Annotated in this window: 11 protein-coding genes and 2 pseudogenes; 6 read left to right on the top strand and 7 right to left on the bottom strand. The window is 70.7% G+C overall.

All coding sequences use genetic code 11. The features are described from left to right. Positions 1-20: 20 nt before the first annotated feature. Positions 21-1,799: a glyoxylate carboligase gene (gene gcl / locus AB0I68_RS26470; RefSeq protein ID WP_363179877.1), complete on the bottom strand. Its 1,779-nt coding sequence runs from the start codon at positions 1,797-1,799 to the stop codon at positions 21-23. Between the two features lie 289 nt (positions 1,800-2,088). On the opposite strand from gcl, the gene AB0I68_RS26465 reads away from it, so the two are divergent. Further along, positions 2,089-2,940: a hypothetical protein gene (locus tag AB0I68_RS26465; protein ID WP_363179855.1), complete on the top strand. Its 852-nt coding sequence runs from the start codon at positions 2,089-2,091 to the stop codon at positions 2,938-2,940. Positions 2,941-3,084: 144 nt separating this feature from the next. Further along, complete coding sequence (locus tag AB0I68_RS26460; protein WP_363179854.1) at positions 3,085-3,573, top strand: glutathione peroxidase; 489 nt, start codon at positions 3,085-3,087, stop codon at positions 3,571-3,573. Between the two features lie 320 nt (positions 3,574-3,893). On the opposite strand, the gene AB0I68_RS26455 is transcribed toward AB0I68_RS26460, so the two are convergent. Both AB0I68_RS26455 and AB0I68_RS26450 read right to left on the bottom strand, forming a co-directional pair. Beyond that, positions 3,894-5,618, bottom strand: coding sequence for an AMP-binding protein (locus AB0I68_RS26455; protein ID WP_363179853.1), 1,725 nt, complete (start codon positions 5,616-5,618; stop codon positions 3,894-3,896). Between the two features lie 45 nt (positions 5,619-5,663). Further along, complete coding sequence (locus tag AB0I68_RS26450) at positions 5,664-6,782, bottom strand: winged helix DNA-binding domain-containing protein (protein ID WP_363179852.1); 1,119 nt, start codon at positions 6,780-6,782, stop codon at positions 5,664-5,666. 139 nt (positions 6,783-6,921) lie between these two features. Here AB0I68_RS26450 and AB0I68_RS26445 point away from each other — a divergent pair, with 139 nt between their 5' ends. The 3 genes from AB0I68_RS26445 to AB0I68_RS26435 all read left to right on the top strand — a co-directional run bounded on the left by AB0I68_RS26445 (position 6,922) and on the right by AB0I68_RS26435 (position 9,379). Continuing rightward, positions 6,922-8,085, top strand: coding sequence for a magnesium and cobalt transport protein CorA (locus AB0I68_RS26445; RefSeq protein WP_363179851.1), 1,164 nt, complete (start codon positions 6,922-6,924; stop codon positions 8,083-8,085). A gap of 398 nt (positions 8,086-8,483) precedes the next feature. Continuing rightward, complete coding sequence (locus AB0I68_RS26440; RefSeq protein WP_363179850.1) at positions 8,484-8,696, top strand: hypothetical protein; 213 nt, start codon at positions 8,484-8,486, stop codon at positions 8,694-8,696. 20 nt (positions 8,697-8,716) lie between these two features. Beyond that, positions 8,717-9,379 (top strand): restriction endonuclease, encoded by a 663-nt coding sequence (locus AB0I68_RS26435; protein ID WP_363179849.1) that lies wholly within the window; start codon positions 8,717-8,719, stop codon positions 9,377-9,379. A gap of 61 nt (positions 9,380-9,440) precedes the next feature. Here AB0I68_RS26435 and AB0I68_RS26430 read toward each other — a convergent pair whose 3' ends face one another. The 4 genes and pseudogenes from AB0I68_RS26430 to AB0I68_RS26415 all read right to left on the bottom strand — a co-directional run bounded on the left by AB0I68_RS26430 (position 9,441) and on the right by AB0I68_RS26415 (position 12,073). Beyond that, positions 9,441-9,626: an integrase gene (locus AB0I68_RS26430; protein WP_363179848.1), complete on the bottom strand. Its 186-nt coding sequence runs from the start codon at positions 9,624-9,626 to the stop codon at positions 9,441-9,443. A 220-nt stretch (positions 9,627-9,846) separates the two neighbouring features. After that, positions 9,847-10,191 (bottom strand): annotated as a pseudogene (locus tag AB0I68_RS26425) (NUDIX hydrolase); the annotation flags it as partial. 54 nt (positions 10,192-10,245) lie between these two features. Next, entirely contained in the window at positions 10,246-10,800 is a 555-nt protein-coding gene (locus AB0I68_RS26420) for a flavoprotein (protein WP_363179847.1), read from the bottom strand. Then, positions 10,797-12,073, bottom strand: a pseudogene (locus tag AB0I68_RS26415) (helix-turn-helix transcriptional regulator). Before AB0I68_RS26415 ends, AB0I68_RS26420 begins: the two are co-directional and overlap by 4 nt. Positions 12,074-12,240: 167 nt before the next feature. On the opposite strand from AB0I68_RS26415, the gene AB0I68_RS26410 reads away from it, so the two are divergent. Further along, entirely contained in the window at positions 12,241-12,678 is a 438-nt protein-coding gene (locus tag AB0I68_RS26410; RefSeq protein WP_363179846.1) for an ATP-binding protein, read from the top strand. Positions 12,679-12,714: the final 36 nt, after the last annotated feature.

The raw sequence follows: 12,714 nt of genomic DNA, 5'->3' as shown, positions 1-12,714 counted from the left end.
CGGTACTGCCGTCCTGGCCGTCAGACCGACAGCGGGCGGATCGCGGTCGGGGCGTGGCCCGGCTCGGTCGCGAGCTCCTCGAACTCGGTGACGTCGCTCATGTCGACCGTCTTGCTCATCGAGATGTTGGTGACGCGCTCCAGGATGGCCTCGACGACCACCGGGACGCTGTACTCGGCGGCGAGCTTCTTGGCCTCCTCGAAGGCGGCGCCCAGCTCGTTCGGGTCGGTGACGCGGATCGCCTTGCAGCCGAGACCCTCGACGACCTTGACGTGGTCGACGCCGTAGACACCCAGCTCCGGGGCGTTGATGTTCTCGAACTCCAGGTTGACCTCGAAGTTGATGCCGAGACCGCCCTGCGCCTGACGGATCAGGCCGAGGTAGGCGTTGTTCACCAGGACGTGGACGTACGGGATCTTGTGCTGCGCACCGACCGCCAGCTCCTCCAGCATGAACTGGAAGTCGTAGTCGCCGGAGAGGGCGACGACCTGGGTCTCCGGGTCGGCGGTGGCGACACCCAGCGCGGCCGGGATGGTCCAGCCGAGCGGGCCGGCCTGGCCGCAGTTGATCCAGTGGCGCGGCTTGAAGACGTGCAGCATCTGCGCGCCGGCGATCTGGGACAGGCCGATGGTGGTGACGTAGCGCGTCTGCGGACCGAAGGCCTTGTTCATCTCCTCGTAGACGCGCTGCGGCTTCATGGGGATGTTGTCGAAGTGCGTGCGGCGCTGCAGCGTGGCCTTGCGCTCCAGGTGCGAGGCGACCCAGGCGCTGAAGTCGGGCAGCTTGCCCTCGGCCTTGAGCTCCTTGGCGACCTCGATGAAGATCTCCAGCGCGGCCTTGGCGTCGGAGGCGATGCCGAGGTCCGGGGCGAAGATCTTGCCGAGCTGGGTGGGCTCGATATCGACGTGGACGAACTTGCGGTCGCCGAGGTACGCGTCCAGGTTGTACCCGGTGTGACGGTTGGCCCAGCGGTTGCCGATCCCGAGGACGAAGTCCGACTCGAGGAACGTCGCGTTGCCGTAGCGGTGCGAGGTCTGGACACCGACCATGCCGGCGGCGAGCTCGTGGTCGTCGGGGATGCTGCCCCAGCCCATGAGGGTGGAGATGACCGGGACACCGGTCAGCTCGGCGAACTCGACCAGCAGGTCGCAGGCGTCGGCGTTGATGATGCCGCCACCGGCGACGATCAGCGGACGCTCGGACTCCAGCAGGAACTGGATGGCCTTCTCGGCCTGCTTGCGCGTCGCGGCCGGCTTGTGGACGGCCAGCGGCTCGTACAGGTCCGGGTCGAACTCGATCTCGGTCAGCTGGACGTCGATCGGGAGGTCGATCAGGACCGGGCCCGGACGGCCGGAGCGCATCAGGTAGAACGCCTGCTGGAAGACGCCGGGGACCTGCGCGGCCTCGAGGACCGTGGTCGCGGCCTTGGTGACCGGCTTGGCGATCGAGGCGATGTCGACGGCCTGGAAGTCCTCCTTGTGGAGCTTCGCGACCGGAGCCTGACCGGTGATGCACAGGATCGGGATGGAGTCCGCGATGGCCGAGTACAGGCCGGTGATCATGTCGGTGCCGGCGGGGCCGGAGGTACCGATGCAGACACCGATGTTGCCCGGGTTGGTGCGGGTGTAGCCCTCGGCCATGTGCGAGGCGCCCTCGACGTGGCGGGCGAGGGTGTGGTTGATGCCACCGACGTTCTTGAGCTCGCGGTAGAACGGGTTGATCGCAGCGCCGGGCACGCCGAACGCTTGCGACACACCCTCGCGCTTGAGGATCTCCACTGCAGCGGCGGCGGCTGTCATACGAGGCATCGAGTTCTCCTGCGGGTCTGGCGGTCAGACTGCTTCCCGGGGCGTTTCCACAATCCGGAAGTTTTGTTCTGCTATACGGAACAAGCTAAGCGGCGAGTCCCGGCACGTCAAGGAGCTTCAGCACCCCGGAACACACCAAAAGCCGCGTCTCACGCAAGCGACTTGTACGAACGACCGGGACCCGGCCGAATATCAGCGAAAAGTCGAGGGCACGCTCGCCCCGTGGTGGCAGGTGGTGGAGCATGGACCGACGCACAGCGACGGAGGGGGCCCAGGACTCATGGCGGAAGCGGTACCGGTGCGCTGCCCGGCATGCCTGCGCGAGAACGGCTACGCCGCCCCGGTCTTCCCGTGCGCCTGCGGAAGCCCGGTCACCCCGCCCCTGGACCTCGCGGCGCCACCCCTGCCGCTGACGCACCGCACCTGGTCGGAGACCTGGGTGGCGGTGCGGTGCACGACCTGCGGGCGGGTGAGCGAGTGGCCGTACCCCGAGCTGGGCTGCGCCTCGTGCGGGACGGTGGTGCGGATTCCGGTGCACCCGGTGGAGCCCGAGCCCGGTACCGGCGTACGGGACGGCCTGCCGCCGCGTCCCGACGTACGCGGGCAGGCGCGGGCGGCGGATCCCCGGCGGCCCGGAGCGCCGGGCCCGGGCGGGGCGCCCTGGGCAGCAGGGGCGCCCGGGGCAGCCGGTGCGACCGGGGCAGCAGGGCCGGCCCACGTACAGCCTTCGGCGGCGCCGGTGCCGCGCCCGGCGTTCCGCCCGGTGACCATCCGTACCGCCCGGGACGCGGTGGCCACGGCCGCGCTGTACCTGCGGTGGCTCGGCTTCCAGGACGTCCGGCAGCCCGACGGGCGGCCCATCCCCTCGGCGGCCGTGGACCTGCGGGCCCCCGGGCTGGTGGCCCAGGTGGACCCGACCACCGCGCCGGCCGGGCTGCGGGCCGTGGAATGCGTCTGGCTGAACGGACTGACGGCCTCCGCGACCAGCGTGTACTTCTCGCTCGCCGGATATACGGAGGACGCCCGCTCCCGCGCGGACGACCTCGGAATACCGCTCTTCGTCATGGACCTGACGGGCATGCCGCAGCCGGTCAACGACCCGGCGGACCAGCTGGTGGGCGCGGGGGCGTAGGGCGCGGCGCGTGGGGGCGGGTCGGCCTGGTCGATCACGCTTCGGGGCAGGACGTAGGCTCGGAACGCATATCCGTATCCGTTGGCTGCTTGCCTGCCTGCGTGCTTGTGTGCCTGCCTGCCCTTCCCTGCCGAGGAGAGCCCGATGAGCCTGTACGACATCCCGCTGACCACCCTGTCCGACGAGCCCACCAGCCTGGCGGCCCACAAGGGCAAGGCGATCCTGCTGGTGAACACCGCCTCGCAGTGCGGTCTCACCCCGCAGTACTCAGGACTGGCCCGGCTGCAGTTCGCGTACGAGGAGAAGGGCTTCACCGTCATCGGCGTGCCCTGCAACCAGTTCGGCGAGCAGGAGCCCGGCAACGCCGAGGACATCCAGACCTTCTGCGCGGCCGGCTTCGGCGTGACCTTCCCGATGCTGGAGAAGACCGAGGTCAACGGCGAGAACCGGCACCCGCTGTACCGGGAGCTGGTGAAGACCGCGGACGCCGACGGCGAGGCGGGCGACATCCAGTGGAACTTCGAGAAGTTCCTGATCTCCCCCGCCGGCGAGGTTGTGGCGCGCTTCCGTCCGCGCACCGAGCCCGAGTCCCCCGAGGTCATCGCCGCGATCGAGGCGCAGCTGCCGGCCTAAGGGCGGCCTAAGGGCTGTCCTGTCCCGCAATCCCCGGCGGGCGCACGACGCCGGCCACGGCACCTCGTCCCCGAGCCACCACGGGGAGATGCCCCCGGCGTTGTCGGGGTGCCCGCATACGCCCGGTCCCGAATACGCCCGGCATGGGGGCGCCCCTCCGCCTTGCGATGCACCGCATCCGACGCCGCGCGCTGATCCACCGGGGATGACGGACACCCCTTGGCCGACGCGCGGGGCCGGCCGCACGGAGGCGGACCGACCGCACGGTCGGCCCGCCTCGGCAGTACCGGGACCGGGACCCGGCTCAGCCGCCCGGCGCCTCAGCCGAGCTCGGCTTCGTCGTACTCCGCCCCCGAGCCGGCCGCGGTGAGTTCCCGCAGCTCCACCCGGCGGATCTTGCCGGACACGGTCTTCGGGAGCTCCGCGAACTCGATGCGGCGGATCCGCTTGTACGGGGACAGCACCGCGCGGGAGTGCGTGAACAGCGCCCGGGCGGTCTCCGGCCCGGGCTCCCAGCCGGCGGCGAGCGCGATGTACGCCTTCGGCACGGCGAGGCGCAGCGGGTCGGGGGCCGGGACCACGGCGGCTTCGGCGACGGCCTCGTGCTCCAGCAGGGCGCTCTCCAGCTCGAACGGGCTGATCTTGTAGTCGGAGGCCTTGAAGACGTCGTCGGAACGCCCGACGTAGGTGAGGTACCCGGCCTCGTCACGCGAGGCGATGTCGCCGGTGCGGTACAGCCCGTCCGCCATGGCCTCGGCGGTGCGCTCCGGGTCGTCCCGGTAGCCGGTCATCACCCCGGCGGGCCGGACGCGCAGGTCCACGCAGAGTTCACCCTCGTCGGGGGACTCCTTGCCGCTGACGGGGTCGAGGAGCACGATCTCGTACCCGGGCGCCGGACGCCCCATCGAGCCGGGCTTGACGGGGACCCCCGGGAAATTGCCGACCTGGAGGGTGGTCTCGGTCTGGCCGAAGCCGTCGCGGATGGTGACGCCCCAGGCTTCGCGGACCTTCTCGATGACCTCGGGGTTGAGCGGCTCGCCCGCGGCGACGGCCTCGCGCGGAGGGGTGCGGAGCTTGGTGAGGTCGGACTGGATCAGCATCCGCCACACGGTGGGCGGGGCGCAGAAGGTGGTCACGCCGTGCCGGTCCATCTCCGCCATCAGCCGCTCGGCGTCGAAGCGGGTGTAGTTGTGCACGAAGACGGTGGCGCCGGCGTTCCACGGGGCGAAGAGGTTGGACCAGGCGTGCTTGGCCCAGCCGGGCGAGGCGATGTTCAGGTGGACGTCGCCGGGGCGCAGCCCGAGCCAGTACATGGTGGAGAGGTGCCCGATCGGGTACGAGGCGTGCGTGTGCTCGACGAGTTTGGGGCGGGCGGTGGTCCCGGAGGTGAAGTACAGCATCAGCGGGTCGGTGGCGCGGGTCTCGCCGTCCGGGCTGAAATGGCAGTCGGCCGCGTACATGTCCTCGAGCCGGCGCCATCCGGTGGGTACGTCGGGGCCGGCGGCGATCCGGGTGTAGGTCCCGGGGACCTCGTCGAACTTGCCGGTGTCCTCGGTGCGCACGACGACGTGCCGTACGTGACCGCGCTCGATCCGGTCGCGCAGGTCCGCCGCGCCGAGCAGCGGGGTGGCGGGGATGACGACGGCGCGCAGCTTCATCGCGCCGAGCATGACCTCCCACAGCTCGCGCTGGTTGCCGAGCATGACCAGGACCCGGTCGCCGGCCGCGACGCCCTGGTCGCGCAGCCAGTTGGCGGCGGAGTCCGACCGTACGGACAGCTCCCCGAAGGAGACGGACCGGCTGGTGCCGTCCTCCTCGACGATGCGCAGGGCGTCGGCGCTGTTGCCGGTGGCGATGTGGTCGAACCAGTCCAGGGCCCAGTTGAAGCGCTCGGGCCGCGGCCAGGCGAATCCGGCGTGGGCGGCTTCGTAGTCCCCGCGGCGTTCGAGCAGGAAGTCGCGTGCGGCCAGGAACTGGGCGGTGGCGCCGTTGTGGGTGAAGCCGTTCTCGGCGTTCTCGGCGTTCTCGGCGGTGTTGTGCGTCATGGGAGGCATCGTGCCGTGCCGGCCGTACGGCCCACCAGAGCGGCGTCAGCCGCGGATTGACCCGAAGCGCACGGAGCCACGGCCTTCCGGGGTCGCCATCTCCGCGATCAACCGCTCCCCCTCGGCGACGATTTCGTCCCGTTGCGCCCTCGATGCCCTTTCGAAGAGCTCGACGGTGAGCAGGCCGGCGTCGAGCCGCCACAGCCCGGCGACGAAACCGTCCACGAGGAGGGTGCGGTGGGCCTGGTTCCCCGCCCAGGTGCGCCCCTTGATCTCGGGGGCGACCACGCGGGTCCGGTCGGCGTGGGAGAGCAGCAGGTTGTCGAACTCCGGGAGGAAGCGGGGCGGGGCCGGGGTGCCGGCGTCGGGCCGGGGCGCGTCGGGCAGGTCGAACAGCTCGACGCCGTTCTCGTCGCGGAAGACGGCCAGCTGCGGGCGCAGCCGCTCGAAGGCCTCCCGCAGGCGGGTCAGCCCGGCCCAGACCTGCATGTCCTTGACGGAGGCGGGCCCGAAGGAGCCGAGGTAGCCCAGTACGACGTCGTCCACGCTCCGGGCCTGCGGCCTCTGCCCCGCGGGCCTGCCGAGCCATTGCTCCACGGTGGTGAGCCGTACCTGCCCGCTGCGCCCCCACACCCCGCGCGGCGTGACCTGGACGAGCGGGAGCCGGCACCGCGCGGCGACGGACAGGGCCTGCGGATCGGCGTCCGGCCAGTGCGTGAGCAGTTCCTCGCGGATCTCGCCCATCGTGCGGGGCTCGGCCTCCACGAACGCCCGGGCGCGCTCGCCGAGCAGCTCCAGATCCACCCCGACGAGGCCCTTGCGGAAGGAGGTGACCTCCCGGTCCCGGGCGCCCTGGACCAGCGGCCGCAGGGTCAGCGCGTCGTGCGCGGTGTGGGTGTGGATGGTGGACCGCATGGTGACCATCCGGACCACCTGCCGGGACTCCATCAGCTCCGCGAGCTCGGCGGGCCGGAATCCGGCGAGCCGGGCGTGCAGCTGGAAGTAGGGCGGCTTCACGTTCTGCGCCTGCAGTCCGAGCAGGTGCGCCACTGCGTCCTGCGCGGACATTGCGGCGCGGCTCAGGAGCAGCTGGCGGGCGAGCGTGGCACGGTTCAGCGAACGGGTATCGAGTACGGGATCGGGATGCGTCGTCCTGGAGGCCATGACAGCAAGCTATCCCCCCTTGCGGACAGCTCCTGTCCGCAATCCGGTGGCCGCACCCCTGCACAGCCCTTCGCGCATCTTCCTCCATATATCCTGCCTCTTGCCCGAAAACACACGTTCGACCGGGAGCTGACCTGCGATGTCGGAGCGCCCAGACCGCCGCCCCTCGCCATCCGGAAAGCGCACGGGATGGCGCCGCCCCACGCCCCCGCCCGCCACGCCCCCCGCCTCCCCGCCGGCCGGCCAGCAGCCCGCACCGGCGCCCGCCACTCCGCCGAACCACCGCAGCGTGATCGATTCCGCCGTCTACCGCGACGGCCGGCGCATCGCCTCCCCCGCAACCCTCGCGGAGACCTTCCGCCGGCTGCGCGACGAGCCCGACGGCATGGCCTGGATCGGCCTGCACCGCCCCACCGAGCCCGAGCTCCACTCCCTGGCCGCCGAGTTCAACCTCCACGAGCTCGCCGTCGAGGACGCCCTGGAGGCCCACCAGCGCCCCAAGCTGGAGCGTTACGGCGACACCCTCTTCGTCGTCCTGCGCGCGGCGCGGTACCTCGACGCCCCGGAGGAGGTCGAGTTCGGCGAGCTGCACATCTTCGTCGGCCCGGACTTCCTGATCACGGTCCGCCACGGCGCCGCCCCGGACCTCTCCGCGGTCCGCCGCCGCATGGAGGAGACCCCGGAGCTCCTCTCCCTCGGCCCCGAGGCCGCCCTGTACGCGATCCTCGACGCGGTGGTCGACGGCTACGCCCCGGTCGTGGCGGGCGTCCAGAACGACATGGACGAGATCGAGACGGAGGTCTTCCGCGGCGACCCGGAGGTCTCCCGCCGCATCTACGAACTCTCCCGCGAAATGGTCGAGTTCCAGCGCGCCACCCGCCCCCTGGTCGGCATGCTCCACGGCCTGATGGCCGGCTTCGCGAAGTACGGCACGGACGAGGAACTCCAGCGCTACCTCCGCGACGTGGCCGACCACGTCACCCACACCAGCGAACGCGTGGACGGCTTCCGCCAGGCCCTGACCGAAATCCTGACGGTGAACGCCACCCTGGTCTCCCAACAACAGAACGCCGAAATGCGCGCCCTGGCCGAAGCCGGCTTCGAACAGAACGAGGAGATCAAGAAGATCTCCTCGTGGGCCGCCATCCTGTTTGCACCCACGTTGGTGGGAACGATCTACGGAATGAACTTCGAGACCATGCCCGAACTCCACTGGGCGGCGGGCTACCCCTTCGCGATCCTGCTGATGGCAGTGGTGTGCACAAGCCTGTACGTCATCTTCAAGAAGCGCGACTGGCTGTAACGACGCACCTCGCATGCCTGATCGACTTAGCGGAAGCGAACCATGAATCAAACCCTCAGAGGCCCCGTGGGGAGAATCTGGGGAGAATGCGCAGCAGAGGGTCGACCACGCTCAGCATCGCCGCCTCAACGGGGCGGCGCCCGGCGCAGTCGTCGCCTGCCGCGCTCCGCAGGAACTGGCCATTCGGTCCGCCCTGCATTTCCACTACGTGACACACGGCCGGAAAGCCTGCGCGCAGGCCAGCGGGCCATGCAGTCAACCAGATACTCGCGAAGACATGGCCGACTTGCACCCTTGCCGCTTGCCCGATCATGACGGTGCATCAGGTTCTGTCGGTGGTCGCCGCTACAACCGATCTGGAGGTCCGCACGACGCGGACCGATGGGGAGGGAATCAGCATGCCGAAGGTTCCGGACGGATACGTGCGCGTGAGCAGCTACATCCGCCGCAAGCCAGGTCCTAGGAAGGCCAAGGGCCTGAGCGTCTGGGCCGTGGCCGGCCTGTGCGCGGTGGTGTGGCTCTGGGGCCAGGTCTTCGGGTTCGGCGACAGCACCACCGAACAGCAGCCTGCGCCGAAGCCCGCCGTCTCCTCGCCAGCGGGCGGGCAGTGACGGCCCGGCGGCGGCGAAGCATGCAGTGGCGACCACGCAGTACCGCAGACCTACTGGGTGCGGCCGCCGTTGCCCTCGCACTCACGGTCGCCCTGGCACAGGCCGCATCGCGCCTCCTCACGAGGGCCGCTGCGGCCTGGCCGGTGCTCGTCCTGATCGGTCTCGCCCTCGCCGTCGGCTTGGCCTGCCTCCGGATACGGGCCTCCCGCCGACATCGCGCGGACAGCGAGAGGCTGGCCCGTCTGCGCATCACCTTGTCCGAGCTGGACGCGATGGACGATCAGCAGTTCGAGTACGCGCTGCGCGACCTCCTCGTCCGCGACGGCTGGGCGGCCACGAAGGTGGGCCGGGGAGGGGACCAGGCCGCGGACGTGATCGGCGTCCTGATCCCCCTCGGACGGATAGTGGTGCAGGCGAAGTACACCCGCGTCGGAGGCAAGGTCGGCTCGTCGGTGATGTACGAGGTGAAGGGCACGGCAGGGCCCGCGCACAGGGCGGACCACGCTGTCGTCGTCACCAACGGCTCCTTCACGCGCGACGCCATGGCCTGGGGCGACCGCCACGGAGTCCACTGGATCGACCGAGATCGACTCGACCAATGGGCCCACAAGGGCAAGGCCCTGCACGAACTGCTCGGACTGCCCGCGCGCCGCTCCCGCCTGCCCTGGCGTCGAGCGGCATGAGACTCAGCGCGTGACCCGCCAACGAGAACGGGTGGCACAGCATGTGCTGTGCCACCCGTTCTCAGGCAAGGGCAAGGTCTTCCGGGACGTACTGAGGGGCCACTCCGAGCAGCGCGTCGACTGCCGCACGCCCCTTGCCTCCGGCCTCGGGCATGAAGTGGGCGTAGTGGTCGAGGGTGATGGTCGGGCTGGAGTGACCGAGCCACCGGGCGAGGGTGACCACGGACTCGCCCGCCTCGAGGATCACGGAGGCGTAGGTGTGCCGGAGGACGTGGAAGCCGTCCTTACGGGACGCCTACCAGCGCTGGCCCTTCTCCCGCACGGGAATCACGTCGGCCTTCGCGAGGGCAGGCTTCCACACCTCGTCGTTGAAGATGTTGGCGCGGATCGCGTTGCCGTAGGTCGTGGTCAGGACCAGCGGGAAAGAGCCCTTCTCCCGGTCGGGTTCGGGACCGCCCCAGGGCCTCGATCTCGATGTGGGCCACCCACGCGAGTTCGGCCAGCTCGTCGGTGTCCACGACATGCGCGTGGCCGCCGGCCACCTCGCAGGCGGTGTACGACATCAAGCGGCCGGTGCCAGCGTGAACCCGTTCCCCCAGCAGCTTCAGCACCTTCACGGTGAGGCCGGTCTCCTCCAGGGTCTCGCGTACGGCAGCCTCCTCCCGGGCTTCGCCCGGCTCGACCGCACCAGTGGGGAACTGCCAGGAGAGCCGCCCTTCGCTGACCCAGCGCCGCACGATCAGCACGCGGCCTTCGTACACCACGACGGCCGCTGCGATAGCCGGTCGACCCTCAGCGTTCTGCTGCTCCATGTTGCTCCTCCAGGTCGGGTGGGCCGGCTGCCCCGAGCGGCGATGGCGACACGTTCACTGCGGCTCGGCCCCAGCATGGAGGAGCGGCGCGAGCAGATCGACCGCTTCCTCCCAAGGGAAGCGATCGGCCCCACCGCCGGACTTCGGACGGTGGGGCTCGTAGCTGCCGATCAGAACGCCCATCTCCCGGAGCTCGTCGATGCTGCGCCGGTAGGCCCGGTGGGCGGTGAGCGCGGTGTTCACGTAGGGCAGCAGGACCGTGGGGACGCCCATGCCGGGGGCTTCGCAGAGGATGCCGAGGGCCAGGTTGTCGGCGAAGCCCGCGGCCCACTTGTTGACCGTGTTGAACGTGGCCGGCGCGACCGCGATGGCGTCGGCCCGCGGGTACGTCCGTGCCTCGCCGGGTGAGCGCCAGGCGGACCTGACCGGGTAGCCGGTCTGCTCCTCGATCGCCCGGGTGTCGAGGAACTCGAGACCCTGTGGAGTGGCGATGACCCCGACGTCCCAGCCCCGTTCATGCGCTGTGGTGATCAGTCTGCCGACGTCTCCGGCGATCCCGGCAGCGCACACGACGACGTACAGGAAGGGCTTGGACTGCGGCTCGGTCACGCGGGTACTCCCAGTCGGCGGCTGAAGTGGTGGAGCTCCGGCAGCGTACGACGGCGGTCCCGAGCGGCCATGTCGGCGACCAGCTCGCGGACGGCGGGACGTCGTACGTCCTGGGCGGCGCAGGTCTCGGCGATCCGCAGGGCCTGGTAGCCGTCGGCCAGGCGGCCCTGCTGGGTGTAGGCGCGGGCGGCTTCGATCCAGAGTGCGGCACGGCGCTCGGGGACCGGGATGTGGCGGTGCATGAGCGGGCGGGCCGCGTCGAGGGCGATGCCGCGTCGCCGAAGGAGACCGCCGCGCTGATCCGGTGCAGGGTGACGTTCGTCGGGCTGAAGTTGGCCCAGGCGTCCGGCCGGTCCAGGGCGACGTACCGGGCCACCTCCTCCGCTTCGGTGAGGAACTCCCCGGTGGCGGCACGGTCGTCCGCACGGCTCGCGGCCGTGGCTCCGCGCAGCAGGAGCAGCCCGAGGACGGCGAGGTGGTGCGGGGAGCGACGGTCGTACGAGCCGGTGAGCTGGGAAGCGGTGTGCCGGATCAGCGTGACTGCCTGGCCGGGGTGCTTCTCGCGGACGAGGACGTGCGCGTGGAGCCGGACACTGGCGGCGAGGACGAGGGGGTCGCCGAAGCGTTCGGCCTCCGCCATGGCGCGGCCGACGGCCAGCCAGGCCGTTCCCGCGTCTCCCTGCTTGAGGAAGAGGCTGGCCGAGGTCTGGTAGGCCGTGGCGAGGAAGCGGGACACTTCCTCGGGCCGCGACGAACTGCCGAGGGCATGGCGAAGATCCGTGATCAGGCCGGGAAGCGTGCGCTCCAGCTCCGCGTAGTCGCACGTGGTCAGCAGCCTGCGGATGGCGGTGGCACGTAGGCGGAGCCGGTCCGTGGAGGCCGGCTCCGTTGTCGGGTCTGCGAGCACGCCGGGCAGGAGGGCCTGGACCAGCGCCGGGTGCGCAGAGGGCACGGGGGCGGCCAGCGCGGTGACGCCGGCGGCGAGGAAGGTACGGCGGCGCATGTCGTCTGTCTCCGGATCGGGGGACTCGGCTTCCCTTGCGGCCTCAGCGAGCCCGAGGTGGGCCGGCGGGATCCGCAGAACCTGGGCGATTTCGCGGAGGACCCGGATGTCGTCGGTTCCGCGGCCGCCCTCCAGGCGGCTGATCTTCGACTGGTGGTAACCCAGTTCGGCGGCCACGTCCGCTTGTGAGCGGCTCTGTAAGACCCTTGCCCGGCGGATCAGCGCACCGATGCGGTGTGCCTCGCCCTGTGTGTCGGCCGTCTGCGCCACGGCCCCTTCTGCCGAGACCGATCCTGCCTGCTCAACCGAGCCTATCGGTAGGGAAATTGCCCGCCATGGAGAAGCTGCATGAACGATGCACGACCTGCGTGCTGCGTCGCGGGCGGCACCCTCGGCCCGCTTGCCTGGTGGAACCGCACCCCTCCAGGAGGCCGCCCATGGAAGTGCACGAAGTCACCCTGCCGGTCACAGGCACACCGGAAGGCGCTGCCCGCGCCCGACGCACGGTGATGGACGAGGTCCACGGCTGGCGCCGGGACGCAGTCACCGACGACCTGCACGGAGCGGAGAGCGTGGCGGGCGAGCTGCTGGCCAACGCCGTCCGGCACGCAGGCGCCGGGACCGCATCCATCACAGCTCGCCTGCGCGGCGACCGGCTGCGTTTCGAGGTCCGCGACCAGAGCTCGGCCGTCCCCCGGAATCACGCCGTCCACCCGGACGCCGAGCACGGCCGGGGTCTGTTGATCATTGCAGCCCTCGCCGACGACCACGGCGCCGAACAGGGCTCCTCGGGCAAGACCTGCTGGGCCGAATTCGACGTCGCCGCCCACCCGGCCCACCCCACAACTTCCGCCTTCCCCCAACCTCTCGACTGAAGGAGTTGATCGTGGCACCCACCCGGGTTTCGGCCT

The sequence above is a fragment of the Streptomyces sp. NPDC050448 genome (assembly GCF_040655295.1).
GTDB lineage: Bacteria > Actinomycetota > Actinomycetes > Streptomycetales > Streptomycetaceae > Streptomyces.
The sequence above is the reverse complement of the archived record's forward strand: the minus strand, read 5'-3'. Positions and strand labels throughout refer to the sequence as shown.